The sequence below is a fragment of the Thermobifida alba genome (assembly GCF_023208015.1).
GTDB classification, from domain to species: domain Bacteria; phylum Actinomycetota; class Actinomycetes; order Streptosporangiales; family Streptosporangiaceae; genus Thermobifida; species Thermobifida alba.
In genome coordinates, this window is the sequence record NZ_CP051627.1 from 3,712,766 (window position 1) to 3,734,804 (window position 22,039).

Here is a 22,039-nt window from a genome sequence, read left to right on the forward strand (position 1 = left end):
CCCCGGGCTCCAACCACAGCCTTCGCGGAATACCGCGCCCGCACACCACTCCGGTGGTGGCCGCGGGCGGTCTCCGGAGCCGCGTTGCGCAATCCGCCGTGAGGCGACCGCCGTACCGCTCCACAGACGTCGAAGGCCCCGCCGGGTTCCGCCCGGCGGGGCCTTCTCCGTTCCGGCGCCCCGCGGCCGGCTCAGAACCCGGCGATGCCGACGTACTTGGTCTCCAGGTACTCGTCGATGCCGACACTGCCGCCCTCGCGGCCCAGCCCGGACTGCTTGACCCCGCCGAACGGGGCCGCCGGGTTGGACACGATGCCCTGGTTGAGGCCGACCATGCCGGTCTCCAACCCCTCCGACATGCGCAGCGCACGCCCCAGATCCCGCGTGAACACGTAGCTGACCAGACCGAACTCGGTGTTGTTGGCTTCGGCGAGCGCTTCCTGTTCGGTGTCGAAGGGAATGACCGGCGCCACCGGGCCGAAGATCTCGGTGCGGGACACCTCGCTGTCCTTGGGCACGTCGGTGAGGACGGTGGGCCGGTAGAAGTAGCCGGCGCCCTCGCCGGGCTCCCCGCCGAGCAGCACCCGCGCCCCCCGGTGCACCGCGTCGTCGACCAGGTCCTGCACCTTGCCGCGGGCCCGGTCGTCGATGAGCGGCCCCACGTCCACCCCGGCCTCGGTGCCGCGGCCCATCCGCAGCGCGGCCATGCGTCCGGTGAGCCGCTCCGCGAACTCCCCGACCACCCCGGACTGCACGTAGATGCGGTTGGCGGCGGTGCACGCCTCCCCGATGTTGCGCATCTTCGCCTGCATCGCCCCGGCCACGGCGGCGTCCAGGTCGGCGTCGTCGAACACGAGGAAGGGCGCGTTGCCGCCCAGTTCCATGGAGGTGCGCAGCACCTGGTCGGCGCTCTGCTTGATGAGGGCGCGCCCCACCGGGGTGGACCCGGTGAACGACAGTTTGCGCAGTCGGCCGTCGCGCAGCAGCGGCCCGGTCACCCCGCCCGCGTCGGTGGTGGTCAGCACGCTGAGCACCCCGTCGGGCAGCCCCGCCTCCTGGAGGACGTCGGCGAGCGCCAGCGCCGACAGCGGCGTCTGCTGCGCGGGTTTGAGGATCATGGTGCAGCCCGCCGCCACCGCCGGGCCGATCTTGCGGGTGCCCATCGCCATGGGGAAGTTCCACGGGGTGATGAGCAGCGACGGCCCCACCGGCTGCCGCATGACCAGCAGGCGGCTCTGCCCGTTCGGGGCGACCGCGTAGCCGCCGCCGATCCGCACCGCCTCCTCCGCGAACCAGCGGAAGAAGTCGGCGGCGTAGGCGATCTCCCCCTTGGACTCGGCCACCGGCTTGCCCATCTCCAGGGTCATGAGCAGCGCCAGGTCGTCCTGGCGGTCCATGAGCAGCTCGTAGGCGCGCCGCAGGATCTCCCCGCGCTCCCGCGGCGGATACTGGGCCCAGGAGGCCTGCGCGGCGGCCGCCGCCTCCAACGCGTCCATCCCGTCGGCCTGTCCGGCGTCAGCGACCTCACACAGCACCGACCCGGTCGCGGGATCCTCCACCTTGAACGTCGCCCCCGACCGGGCGTCCCGCCAGTGCCCGCCGACACACAACTGCTTGGGCACCCGCTCGACGATCCGCGCCTCGCGTTCCACCGTGGTCATGGCCGGACTCCTCTCGGTCGTGTCGGTCCTGCACCGTCTCGCGGTACGCCTGCCCGACACACCCCGCGGCTAACGGCCACCGGGACGGTCCCGGATTAATCGGTCCAGGCCATCCCCCGTCCTGTGCTACAGTTTTTCGTGTCGGCGCGCCGAGCAGCGCCGCAGCACAACCCAGCACTCGTAGCTCAACGGATAGAGCATCTGACTACGGATCAGAAGGTTGGGGGTTCGAGTCCCTCCGAGTGCGCGCACGTCAAAGGGCCGTTCCTCATCGAGGAGCGGCCCTTGTGCTAACGCTCTTGCTAACAGCCCTCCCGCACCGCCTGGGCGAAGGCGTCGGCCACCGCGGCCATCTGCTCCCGGACCACGTGCGCGTACACCCGCAGGGTCACCGACGGGTCGGCGTGCCCGAGGCGAGCAGCGACCAGGTGCACGGGCACCCCGGCCAGCAGCAGCGTGGTCGCGTGGACGTGCCGGAGATCATGCAGCCGTGCCGGCGGAAGCCGCTCAGCCGGTCCCGGTCCCTGCGCCGGTTCGTTGTACCTGCGGATCAACTGCCTCATCAATGAGGACACCGTGTCGGGGTGAATCGGCTCACCCCATGCCGTGGTGAACACGTAGCCGTCGGGGTCGCCTTTCCACGCCTCTCCCAGGACCTGACGTTCTCTGTCCTGTTCGGCACGGTGACGACGGAGCACGCCCACCGTCTCCGCGTCGAGGCCCACCACCCGGGACCGCCCGCTCTTGGTGGAGCCTTCCACTCGCCTGCCGTCGATGACGGAGACCGAACGGGCGATGCGGACCTCCGCGGAGTCGAGGTCGACGTCCGGCCAGCGCAGGCACAGCAGTTCCCCGCGCCGAGCCCCCGTGTAGGCAGCCACGTGGAAGAACGCCCACAGCCGGTGGCTGCGTGCCGCCTCTTCCAAGAACACCTTCAGTTGGGCAGGTGTCCACACCTCCCCCGGCTCCGAACGCTTCTTACGAGGCCGCTTGGCCCGCTCCACGGGGTTGCTGGGGAGGAGCTGTTCAATCTCCACGGCGTCGCGGAACGCCTTGCGCAGCACGGCATGGACGTACTCGACCGTACGCGGCGACAGTCCTTTGCCGTCGCGCCCACCACTTGCCGAAAGATCTCGGTAGAGCTTGGTGATGGTTGCCGGACGGACCGCTTGCAACCGCATCTCCCCGATGCGGGGAACGACGTACCGATCAACGAGGAACCGGTACATCTGCAACGTTTTCGGCTTGATCTGCACAGAGTGCGTGTCCAGCCATTCGGTCAGATAGTCGGTCACGGTGACCTGGTTGCGTTCGATGTATTCGCCGCGTCGGGCTTTGACCCGTGCTTCGTCGCGGGCGGCTTTGGCTTCGTCTTCGGTGGCGAAGCCGCCGACCCACTTGGGTTTGCTCACTCCGGTTTCCGGGGCGGGGACGCGGATGACGTAGGACCAGGTCTTGCCGCGTTTCATCACGCCGTCGCGGAGCTTGCCCATCAGGCCGCCTCCTCCTTGGTCGAGGAGGCCGGAGACGTAGTCGTCCAGTGCGGAGACGGGGATGCGGCGGGAACCGCCGATGCGCAGCGAGCGCACCGCCCCGGAGACGAGCAGTTCGTAGAGCTTGCTTCGGGAGATCGCCAGCACGCGCGCGGCTTCGGGAACGGTCAGGAGGAGGCGTGGGGGGTGGTCATGCTGCCCTCTGTTCAGTTGCTGAAAGAGTGGTCTGTTGTGCCGCGTGGAGTGCTGCGCGGCGTTTCAGCGTCTCGCCGACGGCCCGCAACAGGCGGTGTTCGCGGGGTGGCACGTCCGGGTCGGTGGGTCGGGCCAGTTCCCAGGCGATGCGGTCGCCGTCGCCGAGGAAGCGCAGCGGGAAGGCTGCGGGTTGCGTGTTCTCCTGGGCGTGGCCAGGGTTGGTGGGGTCGAGGCCGAGGGTGCGCAGGACCCAGGCCAGGCGGTCGGCCTTGTGGTCGGCCAGGGTCTTGCCGGACCACTTGCGTGAGACCAGGACGCGCCGACCCGCATAGCCCAGGTGTTCGCGCCGGTGGGCTTTGGAGGTGCAAAACCCCGGGCGCAGTCCTGGTTTGGCGTCTTTGGGTTGGATGCCGTAGCGCAGCCAGTTCGCACACCTCGGCGAACACGGCTCGAACCGCAGCGCGTCAAGCAACCGGTCCACGTGCTGTTCCTGCGCCACCGTCTCCACGGCGTGGCATTCGGCGATGTCCTTGGTCAGGTACTTGGCCAGGTAGCGGATGCACCGGTCGGCGTCGGGGGATCCGGCAAGCACGCCTTTGGCGTCGACTTGGGGGCCGAAGCGGACCACGTGCAGGGGTTGGGCGTGGGGGTCGGCGTCCAGGGCGTCGAGGGCTTGGTCCCAGGTGGGCAGGACTTCGCCCGTCTGTGGGTCGAGGTAGGAGCTGGTTGCTTCGTCCCAGACGGGAAGGTGGTCGCCGTCGAAGACCACCCGATCAGTCGGAGGCCACCACACCTGGTGGTAGGTGGCCGCCGCGATCTGCCGCAGCTCCGCACGCGGGATCGTGCCGCGGATCGCCATGTGCAGATGCGGAGCAAGACGCCGCTGCGGCTCCACGGTGGCGAAGTACTGCACCTCGAAACCCGCGACGCGGCGGAGGTTCTGCACGAACCGGTCCACCAGCTTGGAAAAGTGCAGGGCATCGCGTGCGGCCCGCCGGTAGTCGTAGGAGGCCGGGTCCACCGGTGTGCCGTCGGAGCGCACCCGCCCGTAGGAGTCACAGGTCAGCGTGACGAACAGCGACGGCCGAAACACCCTGCCGATGTCGGGGTCGGTGAAGGCCCGGCCCACGGTGCGGCGCACCATCGGACGCTTGGGCAACTCCGGGGCATCCTGCCGCCGCCGAGTGGAGCGCACCCGCCGAGACCGAGCCCTAGCCGCCGAGGAAGCGGGAGCGACCCGGCCGCGCAGCCCCGAGGCGGCGATCTCTTCGTCAAGGTCCGCGATCGCCGCATCCAGTTCGGCCAGGGCCTCGGGGTCAGCGCCACGAGCGGCCAGCCGGTCGCGTTCAGCCGTGACCACCGCCCGCCGTTCCACCCAGGCCCGCTGCACCGTGGTCGGTTCGTTGGGGGTGATGACGGGTTCTTCGGCCAGGTGCCAGCCCTCCTCACACTGAGTGCGCCGCAGGGACCGCTTGCGCCGCGCACAGGCCGGGCAGCGGGATTCCAGCGTGGACCCGCAGGGCACGTCGATGACCTCGCTGGCCCCGGTGGTGGTGTCGATGCGCCGTAGGGCCACCGGGCGGATGCACACCCCGTGGTCGGCAGCGACCTGTTCAGCGACCACCCGCGCCAACGGCTGAGCCAGACGTTCGGCGCGGGTGGTCTTACCGGTCGGCGTGGGCATCTACGCGGCCTCTCCCACCACGCGCAGAGTCGCCGTCACCATCGAATCCGCCGACCCCACCGCCGCACTTGCCGAGGAGGCCCGTTGGACCACGGCCGCCATAGCGTCAATGTCGTCATCGCAGACGTAGGCCGCCCGCACCCGCACCGGCATGGGAGAGCCCTCCAGCCGGACGAACGCCACCCCAGGAAGGGCCGGATCGATCAGGTGCGCGTTCGCGCCCCGGTCGCGTGCGCCTTCGCCGAGCACCATGTCGACCTGGGCGGCCTCATCCAGGCGCAGGGCGATCTTGTCGGGAAACAGGTTGCGCAGGTTCATGAACTCCTTGCGCGGATCCTGCAACGCCACCAGGACGCAAAACCCCACCGAACGCCCCTGGGATGTGAGCGTGGCGATCGCGTTCTCCGCGCGACGCCGCACGTCCCGGTCGGGGTGGTAGGCGGTCAGGAACGCCACCTCATCCAACACCACCACCACGAACGGATCCTCGGTCGTGGGAGTGTGGGAGCGTCGGTGTCCGGCGTAGCGTTCGGCCCGGTTCTGCATCTCGGCCACCGCGTCTTCCAGCAGGGCCACCGCCGCTTCTCCCGTGTCGGCATACCGGGCGAACAGGGAGCGGCCGTAGGACAGTTCCATCCGCTTGGGATCCACCGCCCACACCTGCACCGTCCCGTCCACCAGGGCCGGAAGCATGGCACGGACCGCCGACCACAGCACCGAGCCCTTACCCGAGCCGGTCACCCCCACCACCAGCACATGCGTGCCGTGCAACCTGAGCCGCCACAGCGTGCCGTCCTCCTGAAGCCCCACCGGCAGCGCTCCCAGATCGACCGCCTCGGGCACGTCCAGGGCGTCGATGGGGGCGGCGAGGGTGTCCCAGCGCGGGAACTCGCACACGATGTCACGCGGGCCGAGCACCACCACCCGGCAGGAGGGCGCGCCGAACCCGTGCGCCAACTCGGCAACCCGGTTCTCGAAGTCCGCGGGAGTCGTGCCCGCCACCAGGCGCACGCGCACCCGGTCGGCCCACTCCGAACACGTCACCCGCCGAATCCGGGGCAGGTACTGGCGCTCTTGGTAGGTCTCAGCCAACCCCGCCACCACGAGCACCGGCTGCCACTGACGGGCATACACCCACCACCACCGCCAAGCGGCCAGCAGCCGCAGCCCCACCCACCGGCGAAACGAGGAAGGCCAGCGCCGCCACCACACCAACAACCCCACATCCACCAGCGACCAAGCCACCGCCACGACCACCCAGCCGAACCAGTGCCAGACGAGGAACGAGACAACAGCCGCCACCGTGGCGATGGGGAAGCGGAACGGCAGCCCCACCACCAGCACCAAGGCGCGGGCCAGCCAGCGGGCCACGATCAACGCCACCGGCGTGGGCAGCACCGGCGTGGCGAACCGGAACGCCTGCGCCGGAACCGGAGTCGTCACCGACACCTGCTGGGCGGCCGGGCGAGGAGACCACCACATCAGCACCCACCCCCCGCCGAGTCGGCCAGGCGGGAGCGGGCCGCGTCGAGCTGGGCCCGGGCGATCGCCGCCACCTCCACCGCCTCAGGGTCGAAGGAGTGCACGGCGATCCGGGACAGCAGGTCCGCCTTGCGCTCGAAGAACACCACGTCCTCGGCCGGAGTCGACGGGACGCGGTTCGTGGAGCGTTCACGGACCAGGGCCAGGAACTCGGAGATCTCCCGGGGTGAGACGGGAGGCGGCTGGTCAGCCATAATCAGACACACCTCTTCTGTGGTTCATCGGTTGGCAAGCCGAACGGAAATACGGAGGGGTTGAAGGGGCGGCTCGGTGTTGCAGCACCAGGCCGCCCCGCTTGCTTGTCAGGAGCTAGGCGGCGTCCTTGGCCGCACCACGGCGCGCACCAGCGCCGGGAGCCTTCAGGCCGCGCGCCCGCAGCGAGTAGGCCACCCGAGGCCGGCGCCCGTTGTCGTCCACGTAGGGCATGACCGACATGCCCTCGAACTCCACCGGCCGGAACGGCAGCCCCGCCACCTCATCGGGCAGGGTCGGGCAGACCTCGGCCGCCACCTTGACCTTCACCGACTTGGCCTTGCCCCGCGCGTTGGGGTCGGCGTCGATCACCTCCACCGCCCACAACGGCAACCCGGTCTCCCGGTCCACCTCCGGCCGCTTGGTCTCGAAGTTCGTCACCGCCTCCACCCCCAACGCGAACGCCCCATGCGGAAACACCGTCCCGAACTCCACCGGCAACGCACCCTGAATCGCCATCTAGCAGCACCTCTCCAGGACATCCACTCGATCACTTAGCCACTTGTTTGACTAAGTTGAAGCCAGGATAGCCCGCCCAACTTGACCAAACAAGTGGCTAAGTGATCGAGCTTCCCTGGCCCCTACACAGCCGAGTAGGAGTCTTCCAGTTCATGCAGGTCACCGGGGAGAACTACTTCGGCGACGGCAAGCACTTCTCCCGAGGTGTCCACTATCCGCGCGACGATCCCGAGCACTGGGGTCCCCTTTTCGAGTCCGAGGAGTTCATTCTCCTCATCGGTGGCCAGTCGTGCGCTGAGCCGCTCGAAGACCAGTGAAGGACGGAGTTGCTTGACACGCTGGATGTGTTCACGGGCACCGATGCTGATCGGGGTGGGGTCCCCAAGGTCCGTTCCTTCTGCCACGTCCAGAGGAAACCACAGCGTCACCAACTCGCTTGGTTCGTCGTCGACGAGCACCAAGCGCCGCCGCATGATCGCCGGAGCGTTCTCGGGTAGGCCGATCGTCTCAGCGATGGTCGCGGGAACGGACATCCGTCCCGCACAGACGATCTGGTCGCTCTTGGAGTTCTCCGGAGCTTCAAAGGCACTCGCCCCGGCATGCGAACGTTCGACAGCCTGGTGAGGAACGCCCTTGACGAACGAACCGCGCCCGTGTTCGCGTTCGATCCATCCCTGCATGCTGAGGATCTGGAGAGCACGAACAACCGTAGACCGACCCGCGCCGAACTCACGCACCAAACGCGTCTCGGAGGGCAGCTTCTCGCCCACCGGGTAGGTACCGTCTTCGATCCGCTCTTGGAGCGTTCGGACGATCTGCGCGTATTTAGGAGGCGTAAACTCCAGACCTGACATGTTGACCATCCGGTTGGTCCATCGCTCGTTTGGTCAAGTTTACCTGCGAACTTGATCCAAGTTGATCTAACCCACTCGCGTTTATGACTCTGTGCCTCGACAAGCGTCAGAGGGCTTGCCAGTCCACCGCGCGTTCCACCGTGTAGACCTGCAGACTGTCCACAGTAGCCCCGCAGGTCGCGCGCCGTTCCATGTCGACCAAGGCACGAGCGACCAGCACCGCATCATCACGTGCTGCTTCGTCACCAGACGACAGGATCGGAGAGACAACCTGGCGGACGTGGTAGCACGACGCTCCGTCGACTTCGTGCCACAAGCCCACGATGTAGGTCGCCCTGAGCCGTCGTAAGGCTATGGCCTTGGGCAAGGCGCACTGATAACGCCTGACCACACGTTCACCGTTCGACTGGGTGAACTCCGCCTCGTAGGTGATGGATCGCCAGTCCTCAGCGACGACACGAACCCGCGCTTCCCCTGGACGCATTCATTCCCCCCGACAACTCCGGTCTTGGCTCTGAGGCCCATACCTGGTCACGACTGAGGAAGTTGGGCGATCCCCGTCACCGCAACACACCCTTTCCTCGACACGCGGAGCAAGAGACGACGCGCGTCAACGGCTTGCGGGTGGTGGACGAACGTACGACGACCAGTCGTCGAGGGCGGACGGTCTTCCAGCCACGACCCCGGCAGGCCCGGCAGTGTTGCGGAGCGGAGGCAGTCACGGAATTGCTCCTCGGGGGACTGTGGTGGTGCCCTTTGCCAAGGGATCGAGGGCACCACCACACCAGCAAACCCAGAAAGCAGCTCATCAACATGAGATGAGCTCATCTACTCATGTACATGAGTTGCATGGACAAGGGTGCCCCACCTATGTACATAAGTCAATCCTCCTGAGGGGAAGGAGAAGAGAACCCGCCGGTTAGTCCGTCGCAGGAATCCGGTAGTCGAGCACGAACTGATCAGCTGCCATGATCGTGTCGCAGACCTCCACCACGCGTCCTGTCGTGGTCACCGCGTTGCGGGTGAGGTGGATGACCGGGGAGCCGGGACTCAGTCTCAGCGCGGTCGCCTCCTGCTTGGTCGCGATACGCGCTCGAATGGTCTCGGTGTACTCCGCGAACTCGTGCCCGTGGTCCTCCAGTCGCGCGTAGATACCGCCGCCACCCGGATTCTCCTCGAACAGCTCGGGGATGTCCCGAGCCACGTCCCACGGCAGATACGACGTCGCTTCCTCGGTCGGGGTCCCGTCACTGAAGTACAGGCGGCGCCGGGCCAGTACCTTGGCCCCTTCCTCCACACCCAGGCGGTCGGCGATCTCCTGTGGAGCAGGAACCGGACCGATCGAGAGCACCTGGACTGTGGGCTTCACTCCCGCCTGTTCGGTCTCCGCGATGTAGGCGGCCTTGCCGGCCCGCCGGTGCGAACGCCGGAAGCGATCCGAGGACTTGCGTGTCACCGGAGGACGCGACTTCACAAACGAGCCCTTGCCCTGGTAGGTCACCACCAGGCCAGCCGTGCGCAGTTCTGCGACGGCCTTGCGGACCGTTCCCGAGGAGACGCCGTAACGCTCCATCAGCGCCGCCTCGCTGGGGATCTCCTCACCCGGAGCCAGACGGTCGGACTTGATCTGCTCCTCGATGTCGTCAGCGATCTGGAGGTACATCGGCTTCGCCGACCTTGCCCCTACTGTGCTCGCCATAGTCCTTGGGTACCTCCTATGCTCCTGTACATGGGTAACAGCACCGGAGAGGCCCCGTCAACGCCGCTGCATTCAGTGTCAGTGGCGGGAGCCGTCATCCGAGACGACGGGCGGTTTCTGGCCATCCGCCGCCGGGACAACGGAACGTGGGAACTTCCCGGCGGCGTCCTGGAGCTGGACGAGACCCCCGAGGACGGCGTCGTCCGCGAAGTGCGGGAAGAGACTGGCGTCCTGGTGAAAGTGGACCGCCTGACCGGCGTCTACAAGAACATGGCTCGCGGAATCGTCGCCCTGGTCTTCCGCTGCCACCCCTCCGGAGGCCGGGAGCACCCTTCCTCGGAGTCGACCGCCGTCGCCTGGCTCACCCCCGAAGAAGTGAAGGAACGGATGACCGAGGTCTACTCGGTCCGCCTCCTCGACGCCCTGGACAGCGACGCACCCCACGTCCGCGCCCACGACGGCAAACACCTCCACCGAGCACGCTAGTCAGAGACTTCGCCTTCCGGCATCGACTGCCGAATCTGGCTGTATGGGATCAAGGCGACGGCGCTGCGCGCCGTCGCGGCGTCTGGGGGTGGCCCCGGCTGCGGGCTGCCGCCCGGTCCGGGGCCACCCCCAGACGGCTCCTGATTCCGCTTGCCGCAGGCGACCGCCCACCGGCCGTAGTCACCGAGCCGTGGTTCCTGACGTCCTCGGTTCCCGTGGCACTCGATCGCGCGACTCTGCCTGTCTGTGGCTGAGGACTCCGGCGCGATCGAGCACCACGACCGAGGACCGTGGTCGCCCGCCGCTGTGGTTGCCGAAATCCCGGGTGGCGCAGGGCTGACCCGATCCCGTAGCGTCGCCGCCCCCGTGCTAACACGGCTGCTAACAACGGCTCCGAACAGGGCTGGACAGCTCCGGAATCATCGCCCTCCCTGAAAGGCGTCCACCCAGCTCAGACACCGTTTCTGGACCTCCACGGACATCCCGCACACGACTACGGATCAGAAGGTTGGGGGTTCGAGTCCCTCCGAGTGCGCCAGCTGAGACCAGCAAGATCAAGGCCCTGACCTGCGGGAACGCAGCGACAGGGCCTTTGTCGTGGGTGCGGGACAGGAAGCGCACGGTGATCTTGTCCCTGGTGCCCTTTTCGGCTTCCCCGATGGCACTGAGGACAAGATCATCGGACCAGCGTGCACCGGCCCCGCACCGACCCCCTAGGCTGGGGGCCGCGGTGGTTCGCCCTGTCCGCCAGACAGGAGCGTCGCAAGAGGGAACCCGGTGGGATTCCGGGACTGCCCCGCAGCGGTGAGCGGGAACGACCGCCGTCACACGCACTGGGCCCGGGGAAACGGGTCTGGGAAGCGACGGCCAGTAGGCGCCTCGTACCACGAGGTGTGCCCGCAAGTCCGAAGACCTGCCACTGCCCGCGCACGGACCGCCGTGTGCGGAAGTTTCGGTGACTCCGAGGGCGGGTCGGCGTACACACGAGCGGAGGACGTACCCCCGTACGTCCGCCCCGCAGACCTTTCCTTCGTGCCTCCCCCGTCCCGGGGTCGCCGCCGAGAGCAGCTCGCGAAGGAGAGTGCTGTGACAGCCAAGGCCACGGCAGCGGCGGCACGCGCCACCGTGTACGGCTACCCCCGCCAGGGGCCGAACCGGGAACTGAAGAGGGCGGTCGAAGGCTACTGGGCGGGCCGTGTCACCGCCGGTGCGCTCCACCGCACCGCAGCGGAGATCCGCCGCGCCAACTGGCGGCAACTGGCCGAAGCCGGTGTCCACGAGGTCCCCACCGGCGACTTCTCGTACTACGACCACGTGCTGGACACCACCGTCATGGTCGGTGCGGTCCCCCGGCGCCACCGCGCCGCCGTGGCCGCCGACCCGCTGGACGGCTACTTCGCGATGGCCCGGGGCAGCCAGGACGCGGCACCGCTGGAGATGACCAAGTGGTTCGACACCAACTACCACTACCTGGTGCCGGAACTGGGCCCCGACACGGTCTTCACCGCTGATTCCACCCGGCAGGTCGCCGAATTCGCCGAGGCCCGGGAGTTGGGGCTCACCGCCCGTCCCGTCCTGGTCGGCCCGGTCACCTACCTGCTCCTCGCCAAGCCCGGGCCGGACGTCGCCGCGGGCTTCGCCCCGCTGAGCCTCCTGGACCGGCTGCTTCCCGTCTACGCGGAGGTGCTCGCCGACCTGCGGGCCGCGGGCGCCGAGTGGGTGCAACTGGACGAGCCCGCCCTCGTCCAGGACCGGTCCCCGGCCGAACTGGACGCCGCCGCGGCAGCCTACCGCATGCTGGGCGAACTCTCCGACCGGCCGAAACTGCTGGTCGCCTCGTACTTCGACCGGCTCGGGGAGGCGCTTCCGGTCCTCGCCGCCTCCCCGGTAGAGGGCCTGGCCGTGGACTTCACCGGCCCCGCGGCAGCCAACCTCGACGGCCTCGCCGCGATCGGCGGACTGCCCGGCAAACGCCTGGTCGCGGGCGTCGTCGACGGCCGCAACGTGTGGGTCGACAACCTGGAGAAGTCGCTGGCCACGCTGGCCACGCTCCTCGGTCTGGCCGACCGGGTGGACGTGGCCGCCTCCTGCTCCCTGCTGCACGTCCCGCTCGACGTCTCGGCGGAGCACGGCATCGACCCGCAGATCGCCCGCTGGCTGGCCTTCGCCCGGCAGAAGACCAGAGAGGTCGTCGTCCTGGCCCGGGGCCTGTCCCACGGCACCGGAGCCGTCGCCGGGGAACTCGCCGCCAACCGCGCCCATCTGGCCTCCCGTGCGGCCTCACCCGTCACCCGCGATCCAGCCGTCCGCGCCCGCTGTGCCGCTGTCACCGAAGCCACCGCGCGCCGCACCCAGCCGTACCCCGAACGGGCCGCGGCCCAGCGCGACCGCCTGAAGCTGCCGCCGCTGCCCACGACCACGATCGGCTCCTTCCCGCAGACCGCCGAACTGCGCTCCGCGCGGGCGGACCTGCGGGCCGGGCGGATCGACACGGCGGCCTACGAGCAGCGCATCGCCGACGAGATCCGCGCGGTGGTCGCCTTCCAGGAGGAGGTCGGACTGGACGTCCTGGTGCACGGCGAACCCGAACGCAACGACATGGTGCAGTACTTCGCCGAGCAGCTCACCGGCTACCTGACCACCCAGCACGGCTGGGTCCAGTCGTACGGCACCCGCTACGTCCGCCCGCCGATCCTCGTCGGCGACGTCTCCCGCAGCGCTCCGATGACCGTGCGCTGGACGACGTACGCCCAGTCGCTCACCGACCGCCCGGTCAAGGGCATGCTCACCGGACCGGTGACGATGCTCGCCTGGTCCTTCGTCCGCGACGACCAGCCGCTCGCGGAGACCGCCCGCCAGGTCGCGCTGGCCCTGCGGGACGAGGTCGCCGACCTGGAAGCGGCGGGCGCCGCGGTGATCCAGGTCGACGAACCCGCGCTGCGGGAGGCACTGCCGCTGCGCGGCGCCGACCGTCCGGCCTACCTCGCCTGGGCCACCGAGGCGTTCCGGATCGCTACCAGCGCGGTCCGCCCCGACACCCAGATCCACACCCACATGTGCTACGCCGAGTTCGGCGACGTCGTCGAAGCCATCGACGCCCTGGACGCCGACGTCATCAGCCTGGAGGCGGCCCGCTCCCACATGCGGATCGCCGACGAGCTCGCCTCGTACGGCTACCCGCGCGAGGCCGGTCCCGGGGTGTACGACATCCACTCCCCGCGGGTGCCGGACACCGCCGAGATGGCGGCTCTGCTGCGCAGGGGCCTGGAGGCGCTCCCCGCCGAACGACTGTGGGTCAACCCGGACTGCGGCCTGAAGACGCGGGACTGGCCGGAGGTCCGCGCCTCGCTGGAGAACCTGGTGACGGCGGCCCGGGAGGTCCGCTCCCCGTCGGCACGACCGTGACGGCATGACCGCGGTGCCCGGGGCCGGACTTCGGAAGGTCCGGCCCCGGGCACCGCTCCCGACGGTCCGCTGCCCGGTCACCGCCCGGGGCCTCCGGCCGGCGGCGGTCACGCATGAACGCACGGACCGGTGGGATCGCGGAAAAATTTCTCGACCGGTGTCGATCGGGGCGGTGCCCGTTCGACGCAGGGGGTAGAGGGACACGGACAGCGGTTCCCCCGACACCGGGAGAGACGATGAAGTACATGCTCATCATGCGCGCCACCGACGAGGCCGTGCAGGCGTCCAAGGAGCGGGACTTCGAAGAGGTCATCAACGAGATGGGCGCCTACAACGAGGCGATGGTCAAGGCGGGCGTGCTGCTGGCCGGGGAGGGCCTGGCCGACGCGGCCGAGGGGGCCGTCGTCGACTTCGACGCCGAGGAGCCCCTGGTCACCGACGGGCCCTACGGCGAGACCCACGAGCTGTTCAACGGCTTCTGGATCATCCAGGCTGCCAGCCGGGAGGAGGCCGTGGAGTGGGCGAAGCGCGCCCCGCTGGGCCCCGGCACCAAGCTGGAGGTGCGGCGGGTCAACGAGATGGAGGACTTCGCCGACTACGCCGACAACGAGTACATCAAGAAGGAAGCCGGGTGGCGCCAGGAACTCAGCACCCGGTGACCGGGACGACCGAGCCTACCCGGGCGGCAGACCCGCACCGCACCATCGAAGCCGTCTGGCGGATCGAGGGGGCGCGCGTGGTCGCCGCACTGGCCCGGATGACCGGCGACGTCGGCCTCGCCGAAGAACTGGCGCAGGAAGCGGTCGTCGAGGCGCTTCAGTCGTGGCCGGAGCAGGGCGTTCCGCGCAATGCGGGCGCCTGGCTCACGGCCGTGGCCAAGCGCCGCGCCGTCGACGTCTGGCGGCGCCGCGAACGCCTCGACGAGCGGTACCGCGCGATCGCCCGCGACCTCGACGAGACCGGCGAGGACGAGTGGCAGCCGATCGACGACGACATGCTGCGACTGGTGTTCACGGCGTGCCACCCGGCGCTGTCGCGTCAGGCGCAGATCGTGTTGACCCTCCGGGTCGTCGGGGGTCTCACCACGGCCGAGATCGCCCGGATGCTGCTCGTGCCGGTCGCCACCGTCCAGGCGCGCATCACCCGGGCGAAGAAGACCCTGGCGGCCGCCCGGGTGAGGTTCGAGGCACCGGATCCGAACGAGTGGGGTGAGCGGCTGGGCGCGGTCCTCGGCGTGGTCTACCTCGTCTTCACCGAGGGGTACGCGGCGACGTCGGGGGACCGCTGGATTCGCGCGGACCTCGCGAACGAGGCGCTCCGGTTGGGGCGTGTCCTCGCCGGTCTGCTGCCCCGGGAGCCGGAGGTGCACGGACTGGTCGCCCTCATGGAGTTGCAGGCGTCCCGGTTCGCGGCGCGCCTCCGCCCCGACGGTTCCCCGATCCTGCTGGCCGACCAGGACCGCACCCGGTGGGACCACGCGCAGATCGCCCGCGGCCGGGCCGCGTTGCGGCGGGCCGCGGCCACCGGCCGGGGCCTGGGGCCGTACGGGCTGCAGGCGGCCATCGCCGAGTGCCACGCGGTGGCGCCCAGCGTGGCGGAGACCGACTGGTCCACGATCGTGCTGCTGTACGAGGCGCTGGGGCGGATCGCGCCCAGCCCGGTGGTGGAACTCAACCGCGCGGTCGCGGTGTCGATGGCCGCGGGCCCCGCGGACGCGCTGCGACTCGTCGACCGACTCGCCGACGAGAAGGCGCTCCAGGGCTCCCACCTGCTGCCGAGTGTGCGCGGCGAACTGCTGGCCCGACTGGGCCGCACCGACGAGGCGCGCGCCGAACTGCTCTCCGCGGCGGAGTTGGCGGCCAACGAACGTGAACGGGCGGTGCTGCTGGCGAAGGCCGAGGCGCTGTGAGGACCGGTGCCGCCCGTGGGCGTCAGCCGATGTGGGGGGTGCCGCGGTCCGCCAGGGCGTGGGTGATGCGCAGCCGCATGGACGGATGGATCCGGTACCGGTCGACCTGGTCCGGCTCCACCCAGAGGACCCGGGTGGACTCGCTGCTGGGGGTCGGTTCGCCCGCGACGGGCCGGGCGGCCAGCACGACGGAGAACTCCTGGCGGACCTCGTCGTTGCTGGTGTAGTGGATGACGTGGCCCGGATCGGTGTAGATGCCGACGAGCCCGGTGATCTCGCAGCGGATCCCGGTCTCCTCCAGGGTTTCGCGCACCCCGGCCTCGGCCAGCCGCTCCCCCAGGTCCATGGCCCCGCCGGGCAGCGCCCAGTTGCCGTTGTCGCTGCGGCGGATCAGCAGCAGCCGCCCCTCCTCGTCTCGGACGGCGACGTTGACCGACGGCACGAGGCTGTTGGCCTGCGGCGCGTCGGGGTCGTTGAGGTAGTCGATGCGGCGGGCCACGTGTTCCTCCTCCTGCTGGGGCTGTGACAGGTGTCCGGGCTACGACGATCCCACCGGACGCCGGCCGCCGGGCGGAGGTCCGGCACAACGATGCGGCTCCGTTGCCGATCCGGCGCCTGCCGCCCGTGTGGCCGCAGCGCCTCGGGGAAGAGGGCTCGGACAGGCCGTGCACCGGGAGGAGTCATGGGCAGGGTCGTCGTGATCGAGCACCTGACGCTCGACGGGGTGATGCAGGCTCCGGGCCACCCGGAGGAGGACCGCCGGGACGGCTTCGTCCACGGCGGCTGGGCGAGCCGGGTCCAGGATCCGGCGGTGCAGCAGGCGATGGGCGCCCGCATGTCGGACGCGTGGTCCCTGCTGGCCGGGCGGGTCACCTACCAGCGCTTCGCCGACTACTGGCCCAGGCAGGCGCCCAACCCGTTCACCGAGGCGCTCGACCGCGTCACCAAGTATGTGGCCTCCACCACGCTGCACGAGCCGCTGCCCTGGCGGAACTCCCTCCTGCTCGGGGGCGACACGGCACGGGCGGTGGCCGCCCTCAGGCAGGAGACGCCCGAGAACCTGGTCGTGTTCGGCAGCGGCGTCCTGGTCCGCTCCCTCATGGCCCGCGGGCTCGTCGACGAACTGGTCCTGCTGGTCCACCCGCTGGTTCTGGGGTCGGGACGCCGGCTGTTCCCGGAGACCGGGACGCCCCCGGCCGAGCTGCGGCTGGTCGACTCCACGGTGACCGGCGCCGGGGTGGTCGTCACCGTCTACCAGCCGGCGGCCCCGGAGGGGCGGGAGTCCCGCGGCCGCGCGGCCGAAGCGGTTCACCGTGCGGGGAGTTCGGGGTAGGCCGCGTCGCACTCGGGGCACCGCCACCGTGCCGCCCCGGGGACGCAGCCGCCCAGGACCGCCTCTCCCTCTTCCAGGGCCCGTTTCAGCTCGCCGGTGGGGGCGGTCCTGCCGTACACCACGCGGGCGAGCCGTCCCCGCCCGCACGCGGGGCAGACCCTCCGCTCCGGTTTCTCCGAGGACGCCATCCGCTTCCCTCCCGGGGACGACCGCCTTTCCCGCTTGGACGCCGCGGCGCCCCGGAGCGTTCGGGGAGGCCCCGTCCCGCGCGGCGCTTCCCCGCCGGGGGCGTGCGGACAGGACGGAAGAGCCGACGGGGACGGACCGTTTCCGGGGAACGCCCGCCGGACAACCGTGACATCATCCCCCGAACGGCCTTCCGGACACGTCCGCTCGGGAAGCGCGGGCGTGGTCGGAGAACACCCGGGGAAGGGTCCGTCCGTGACGGAACCGCCGCCGTGTGCCCCGCCCGTTGCCGCGGGGTGTACGGCCGAGTCCCCGGACGTGCTCATGACCGCTCTCTTCCGTGGCCGCCTCCTCCGCCCCACCGCCGTGACCTGCGCCGCGGCCGTTCTTCTCTGCGGTTGCGCCGCCCTCGCGGGCCCCTCCGGGGACCAGCGGTCCCCAGGCGGGAACGTGTCCGCCGGCTCCGCGCCGGGCCTGCCCCCGGCGGCCGACGGCACCGACCTGGCCGCCTGTGCCGACGCCGCTTGCGAGGTCGAGGTCGCCGAGGGCGACGAGTTCTCCGTGACGGGCCCGCACGGGTTGGACCGGATCGTGGTCGAGAAGGTCACCCCGGGCACGGTGACCCTCACCGGGTACGGCGGCAACGGCAGCAGCGTGGTGTCGGGAACCACCGGGGCGCCGTTCGGGGACCGGCCGTCCATCGTCCTCAACGGCATCGCCGTCGCCGTGCTCGCCGTCGCGGACGACCGCGCGGTCATCCGGCTCCACGACGCGGGCGTCGGCCTTCCCGACCTGCCGGGTCTGGACGTCCTGGGGAACTGACACCGCGCCATCCCCGCTCCGCCCGCTCCCCGCCGCCCGGTGCGTCACCGCGCGGTCCGCGGGTAGCCCCCGACGGGGAGAGCCGGACACCGGCGGACCGGGGAGTCAGCGGGGAGCAGGCCCGCGCGGCCGCACGGACCGGACCGGTCCGCCCCTTCCCGCACCGGCAGCACGCGACCTGGAGGACGGAATGCCGTTGACCATCAGGGATCTGACCATCAGGGCCCGCGACTTCGGGCCGGGCGAGCGGATTCCGGACCGCTTCACCGCCTACCACGACAACGCCGTTCCCGAACTGGAGATCTCCGGGGTCCCGGAGGGCACGGTCGAACTCGCGGTGGCCATGTACGACCCGGACGCGCCGCTGCCGCGCGGCTTCGTGCACTGGACCGTCTACGGGATCGATCCGGCCGCCCGGACCGTCGGCGGTCCCGGCGGGGAGGCCGCCTACCGGACGGGGCCGAACAGCGCGGGCGAGCGCGCCTACACGGGGCCGCGCCCCCCGCGGGCCACGGCGTCCACCACTACTACTTCTGGGTGTACGCGCTCGACACCCGGGTCGCCGGCGAGCCCACGCTGGAGGAGTTCCTCACCTCCTACGGCGACCACGTCATCGAGCAGAACCGGGTCGTGGGAACCTACTCGGCCTGACCGGTCGGGCCCGGAGCCGGTCCGGGGCCTCCCGGACCGGCTCCGGCGTCCTGCCGTGTTCCCGGGGCGACGACGTCAGGCGGGGCTGCAGGCGATGCCGTTGAGGAGGATGTCCGACGTCGGCACGGGGTTGTTGCCGTCGGTCACGAAGCCGAAGTCCAGCGGGCTGTTCGCGGCGACCGTGCCGTTCCAGCCGAGGTTCCGGGCCGTCACCCGGCCGTCCTGGCCCAGAGCGAGGTCGGTGTTCCAGTACTGGGCGACCCGCGTTCCGGCGGCCAGCGTGAACTCCACGGCCCACCCGTTGAGGGGCTCGGACGGGACCACGATCACCTGCACGACCGCTCCCTGGTCCCAGACACTGGTCACCCGGTAGTCGACCGTGCAGTCGGAGCCGGGCGTGTCGGGGCCACCGGGACCGCCGGGACCGCCGGGGGCTCCGGCGCCGCCGAGGGCCTTGAGGAGGGCGTAGTAGGCACCGGTGGGCTGGTAGTCCTCGTCCCACAGGTGGGCGTGGCCGTAGCCGGGGAAGGTGTCGGGGATCCACGAGCAGCAGTTGCTCACCCCCCAGACCGTGACGCCCACGCAGCCGTTCACGCTCATGCAGGCCGCGGCGACGGCCGCGTAGTCCTCGGCCTGCTGGGCGAGTTCGTTCTCGTCGGCGGGCAGGGGGATGCGCACGTCCAGTTCGGTGACGGCCACCTCCAGGCCCAGGTCCACGAAGCGCTGCATGTTCTGTGCCATGTCGGCGGGCACCTGGCCGACGATGAGGTGGCTCTGCAGGCCGACCCCGTGCAGCGGCACGCCCTGGTCCAGCAGGTCGCCGGCGAGGCGGTACAGGGCGTCGCTCTTCGCGTTGAGGCCCTCGACGTTGTAGTCGTTGATGTAGAGCTTCGCGTCGGGGTCGGCGGCGTGGGCGGCGCGCAGGGCCTCCGCGATGTAGTCGGGGCCGATCTCGCGGTGGAAGATCGAGTCCCGCAGGCTGCCGTCCTCGTTGAACGGTTCGTTGACCACGTCCCAACGGGCGATGTCCCCGGCGTAGCGGCCGACGGTGGTGGTGATGTGGCGGCGCATCTCGTCCAGCAGTTCACCGGGGGCGAAGTCGGTGTTCTCCACCCAGTAGGGGAGCTGGTGGTGCCAGACGAGGGTGTGGCCGTGGACCTCCTGGCGGTGCTGCTGGGCGAAGGCGACCATGCTGTCGGCCGGACCCCAGTTGTAGTTTCCCCGGGTGGGCTCCAGGGAGCCCCACTTCATCTCGTTGCCGGGGGTGATACTGCTGAACTCCCTCGCCGCGATCTGGGGGTATTCCGTGCTCAGTCCTTCGGCTGTGGCGCCGAGGCCGGCGAACCGGCCGCTGAGTGCCGCTGCCCCGCGCAGCGTGCCGGGCAGGGGGTCGAGGGCGTGGGCGGGGGCGGTGATCAGAGCTGCCCCGGCTGCCGCTGCGGCGAGGATCGCGGCGGCCCGGGACAGCAGAGACCGTCCGGTTGTGGGGGAGGTGCGCACCACTTCACTCCTTCAGGGATGAACAACATTCTGGGAGCGCTCCCAGACAGGCGGGGCCGACACTCACTCCGAGTGACGCACCCGCCTCCCCCAGTATGGGGCCACAGTGGCGCCGACCACCACCCCTGAGCGATGCCCCGATCACCTTCCGCAACCGGAACCCCCGGTCCTCCGCGACAATCGTGGGCCGCGGAGCCGCCACCGGTCCACGCCCCCGAGCCGGAAGAAGAGAAGACGTGCCGGACCTCCCCCTCGTCGTCAAGGCCCTCTGCTACGTCGTCCGCGACGGTGGACTCCTCGTGTTCCGCCACGTCGGCGCCTCCCCCGAGGAGGTCGGCGTGCAGGTCCCCGCCGGAACCGTCCGCCCCGGCGAGCCGCCCGAGGCCGCCGCGCTGCGCGAAGCGCGGGAGGAGACCGGTCTGGACGCCTTCACCGTGGTCCGCAGACTCGGGAAGACCGACTACGACATCAGCCCGTACCGGTTCGAACTCCAGCGCCGCCACGTCTTCCACCTCTCCGTGGACGGCCCGGTCCCCCACCGCTGGCGCAGCCGCGAACTCCACGACGGCACACGCCCGCCCACCGAACTGGAGTGCTTCTGGATTCCCCTGGCGCAGGGCCACGTCCTCCAGTCGGGCCAGGGCGCGCTGCTGGGACGGCTGTTCGACGAACCGCGGTCCGCCGTCCCGCAGCGGTCACCGGGACGGCCCTGACCGCGCCGTTCGGCCTGCCCCGGCCGCCTCGCCGTCCGGGGCCCGCATCCGCCACCTGCGGGTCACTCCGGGGCGAACCCCGACCGGACGCGGCTCCCGCCCCTCCGCCAGGCAGCGCAGCGCCTCGCGCGCGGCGAGCCCGCCCACGACCCCGAACGCGGCCTCGGAGGAGTCGACCAGGTGCCAGACCGCGTCCCGCAGCACGACGTGGACGCGGAACGCCAACCGTCCGCCGCCCTCCTCGACCAGGGACCGGCGCACCCCGTCGCGGAACGCGGCCGCGAATTCCGGCGGCAGCGGCTCGTCGACGATCTGGCACGGCCCCGGAACCGCGTCGGTGAACCGGAAGTCCTCGGCCGCGTCGTCGGGCAGCGGCTCGAACCCCGCCCAGACCACCGCGAACTGGGAGCCCCCGCAGGTCTGCCGGATCTGTTCGGCGTAGACGACGGGGACCGGTCCGGGCAGCGTCGGAGGGCGGAAGGCGTCCATGCCCGCACCCTAACCGCGGACTCCCCGGAGGTCACGGCGTTTTCCGCGGCCCCGGGCGCGTCCGGCGCGTTCCCCGGCGGCCGCGTGCGCGCGGGCGCCGGGCCGGTCCGGAGCCCTCCGGTCAGCGCGTGACCATGGTCAACTGCGCGGCGATCTCCTCGGCCCACTCCTCGACCTCCGCCCAGTCGCGGAAGTCGCCGTAGCGTCCGCCCATCGCCCGGTAGACGAACCGGCCGAACAGCGGAAGGTGCCCGGGGCGGATGGCTCCGGCGAACAGCCGGTGCTCGCGGGCGCCGAGGGCCCGCATGATCTCGGGAACCCCCTTCGGCACCTCCCCCGCCTGCGCGAACCTTCCGCCGAGGACCCGGGCCAGGCCCACGCTGAACAGCCAGACGGGCCGCCGCGCCAGGGTGTCCGTCTCGCGGTGCGCGAAGTCGGCGGCCTCCCTGAGCCAGGAGCCCCCGTGGACCGCGCTGCCGAGCACGAACACGTCGTAGAGGCCGAGCGCCTCCACGGGCCGGTCCAGCGGGCGGACGTCGATGCTGTGGCCGTGGGCGCGGAGCCGGTCGCCCAGGCGCCGCGCGATTCCCTCCGTGGAGCCGTGCTCGCTCGCGTACCCGATCATCACCAGCATTCCGGCACCTCCTCGAAGCCGTCCGTTCCCCTCCCCTACCCGCCCCGGGGCCTCGGAGACCGGGATTCTCGG

21 protein-coding genes, 1 tRNA gene, 1 pseudogene and 1 riboswitch are annotated in these 22,039 nt (G+C 70.6%); of the genes and pseudogenes, 9 read left to right on the forward strand and 14 right to left on the reverse strand.

Annotation, left to right across the window (positions count from 1 at the left end; translation table 11 throughout):
* Nucleotides 1-191 precede the first annotated feature (191 nt).
* Nucleotides 192-1,661 (reverse strand): NAD-dependent succinate-semialdehyde dehydrogenase, encoded by a 1,470-nt coding sequence (locus FOF52_RS16445; protein WP_248590827.1) that lies wholly within the window; start codon nt 1,659-1,661, stop codon nt 192-194.
* 174 nt (nt 1,662-1,835) lie between these two features.
* Between FOF52_RS16445 and FOF52_RS16450 the strand changes: the two genes are divergently transcribed.
* Nucleotides 1,836-1,908 (forward strand) — tRNA-Arg (locus tag FOF52_RS16450).
* A 55-nt stretch (nt 1,909-1,963) separates the two neighbouring features.
* On the opposite strand, the gene FOF52_RS16455 is transcribed toward FOF52_RS16450, so the two are convergent.
* The 8 genes from FOF52_RS16455 to FOF52_RS16490 form a co-directional block, all read right to left on the reverse strand.
* A complete protein-coding gene (locus FOF52_RS16455; RefSeq protein WP_341849840.1) occupies nt 1,964-3,364 on the reverse strand; it encodes a tyrosine-type recombinase/integrase in 1,401 nt (466 codons plus the stop codon).
* Nucleotides 3,345-5,033, reverse strand: coding sequence for a replication initiator (locus FOF52_RS16460; RefSeq protein WP_248590829.1), 1,689 nt, complete (start codon nt 5,031-5,033; stop codon nt 3,345-3,347). Before FOF52_RS16460 ends, FOF52_RS16455 begins: the two co-directional genes overlap by 20 nt.
* Nucleotides 5,034-6,515: an FtsK/SpoIIIE domain-containing protein gene (locus tag FOF52_RS16465; RefSeq protein WP_248590830.1), complete on the reverse strand. Its 1,482-nt coding sequence runs from the start codon at nt 6,513-6,515 to the stop codon at nt 5,034-5,036. It abuts the gene before it with no gap.
* A complete protein-coding gene (locus FOF52_RS16470; RefSeq protein WP_068758654.1) occupies nt 6,515-6,769 on the reverse strand; it encodes a hypothetical protein in 255 nt (84 codons plus the stop codon). Before FOF52_RS16470 ends, FOF52_RS16465 begins: the two co-directional genes overlap by 1 nt.
* Before the next feature lie 115 nt (nt 6,770-6,884).
* A complete protein-coding gene (locus FOF52_RS16475; protein ID WP_068758653.1) occupies nt 6,885-7,286 on the reverse strand; it encodes a plasmid replication, integration and excision activator in 402 nt (133 codons plus the stop codon).
* Nucleotides 7,287-7,408: 122 nt separating this feature from the next.
* On the reverse strand, nt 7,409-8,149 hold the full coding sequence (locus tag FOF52_RS16480; RefSeq protein WP_248590831.1) for a GntR family transcriptional regulator: 741 nt from the start codon (nt 8,147-8,149) through the stop codon (nt 7,409-7,411).
* 97 nt (nt 8,150-8,246) lie between these two features.
* Nucleotides 8,247-8,624, reverse strand: a complete 378-nt coding sequence (locus FOF52_RS16485; protein WP_068758651.1) for a hypothetical protein — start codon at nt 8,622-8,624, stop codon at nt 8,247-8,249.
* Nucleotides 8,625-9,059: 435 nt separating this feature from the next.
* The gene (locus tag FOF52_RS16490; protein ID WP_068758650.1) at nt 9,060-9,839 is read right to left on the reverse strand and encodes a GntR family transcriptional regulator; all 780 of its coding nucleotides are present in this window, start codon (nt 9,837-9,839) and stop codon (nt 9,060-9,062) included.
* An 18-nt stretch (nt 9,840-9,857) separates the two neighbouring features.
* On the opposite strand from FOF52_RS16490, the gene FOF52_RS16495 reads away from it, so the two are divergent.
* From FOF52_RS16495 to FOF52_RS16510, 4 genes are all read left to right on the forward strand, one after another.
* Nucleotides 9,858-10,325, forward strand: coding sequence for an NUDIX hydrolase (locus tag FOF52_RS16495; protein ID WP_341849690.1), 468 nt, complete (start codon nt 9,858-9,860; stop codon nt 10,323-10,325).
* 714 nt (nt 10,326-11,039) lie between these two features.
* Nucleotides 11,040-11,260, forward strand: a riboswitch (cobalamin riboswitch).
* 151 nt (nt 11,261-11,411) lie between these two features.
* A complete protein-coding gene (gene metE / locus FOF52_RS16500) occupies nt 11,412-13,730 on the forward strand; it encodes a 5-methyltetrahydropteroyltriglutamate--homocysteine S-methyltransferase (RefSeq protein ID WP_248590833.1) in 2,319 nt (772 codons plus the stop codon).
* Between the two features lie 236 nt (nt 13,731-13,966).
* Entirely contained in the window at nt 13,967-14,389 is a 423-nt protein-coding gene (locus FOF52_RS16505; RefSeq protein ID WP_248590834.1) for a YciI family protein, read from the forward strand.
* Nucleotides 14,386-15,639 carry an RNA polymerase sigma factor gene (locus FOF52_RS16510; protein WP_248590835.1) on the forward strand — a complete coding sequence of 418 codons (1,254 nt, stop codon included), beginning with the start codon at nt 14,386-14,388 and terminating at the stop codon, nt 15,637-15,639. The genes FOF52_RS16505 and FOF52_RS16510 overlap by 4 nt, the downstream gene beginning before the upstream one ends.
* A 22-nt stretch (nt 15,640-15,661) precedes the next feature.
* On the opposite strand, the gene FOF52_RS16515 is transcribed toward FOF52_RS16510, so the two are convergent.
* Nucleotides 15,662-16,138, reverse strand: a complete 477-nt coding sequence (locus FOF52_RS16515) for an NUDIX hydrolase (protein WP_248590836.1) — start codon at nt 16,136-16,138, stop codon at nt 15,662-15,664.
* A 183-nt stretch (nt 16,139-16,321) separates the two neighbouring features.
* Between FOF52_RS16515 and FOF52_RS16520 the strand changes: the two genes are divergently transcribed.
* The gene (locus FOF52_RS16520; protein ID WP_248590837.1) at nt 16,322-16,972 is read left to right on the forward strand and encodes a dihydrofolate reductase family protein; all 651 of its coding nucleotides are present in this window, start codon (nt 16,322-16,324) and stop codon (nt 16,970-16,972) included.
* Here FOF52_RS16520 and FOF52_RS16525 read toward each other — a convergent pair.
* Complete coding sequence (locus tag FOF52_RS16525; protein WP_248590838.1) at nt 16,948-17,160, reverse strand: hypothetical protein; 213 nt, start codon at nt 17,158-17,160, stop codon at nt 16,948-16,950. The two genes, FOF52_RS16520 and FOF52_RS16525, sit on opposite strands and share 25 nt — an antisense overlap.
* Before the next feature lie 448 nt (nt 17,161-17,608).
* On the opposite strand from FOF52_RS16525, the gene FOF52_RS16530 reads away from it, so the two are divergent.
* The gene (locus tag FOF52_RS16530) at nt 17,609-17,980 is read left to right on the forward strand and encodes a hypothetical protein (protein WP_248590839.1); all 372 of its coding nucleotides are present in this window, start codon (nt 17,609-17,611) and stop codon (nt 17,978-17,980) included.
* A 190-nt stretch (nt 17,981-18,170) separates the two neighbouring features.
* Nucleotides 18,171-18,631, forward strand: a pseudogene (locus tag FOF52_RS16535) (YbhB/YbcL family Raf kinase inhibitor-like protein).
* A 75-nt stretch (nt 18,632-18,706) separates the two neighbouring features.
* Here FOF52_RS16535 and FOF52_RS16545 read toward each other — a convergent pair.
* Nucleotides 18,707-20,131, reverse strand: a complete 1,425-nt coding sequence (locus FOF52_RS16545; RefSeq protein WP_282573584.1) for a glycoside hydrolase family 10 protein — start codon at nt 20,129-20,131, stop codon at nt 18,707-18,709.
* 236 nt (nt 20,132-20,367) lie between these two features.
* Here FOF52_RS16545 and FOF52_RS16550 point away from each other — a divergent pair, with 236 nt between their 5' ends.
* Entirely contained in the window at nt 20,368-20,844 is a 477-nt protein-coding gene (locus tag FOF52_RS16550) for an NUDIX hydrolase (RefSeq protein WP_248590840.1), read from the forward strand.
* Here FOF52_RS16550 and FOF52_RS16555 read toward each other — a convergent pair.
* Complete coding sequence (locus FOF52_RS16555) at nt 20,827-21,333, reverse strand: hypothetical protein (RefSeq protein WP_248590841.1); 507 nt, start codon at nt 21,331-21,333, stop codon at nt 20,827-20,829. The genes FOF52_RS16550 and FOF52_RS16555 overlap by 18 nt on opposite strands.
* Before the next feature lie 121 nt (nt 21,334-21,454).
* Nucleotides 21,455-21,967: a flavodoxin domain-containing protein gene (locus tag FOF52_RS16560; protein ID WP_248590842.1), complete on the reverse strand. Its 513-nt coding sequence runs from the start codon at nt 21,965-21,967 to the stop codon at nt 21,455-21,457.
* Nucleotides 21,968-22,039 lie beyond the last annotated feature (72 nt).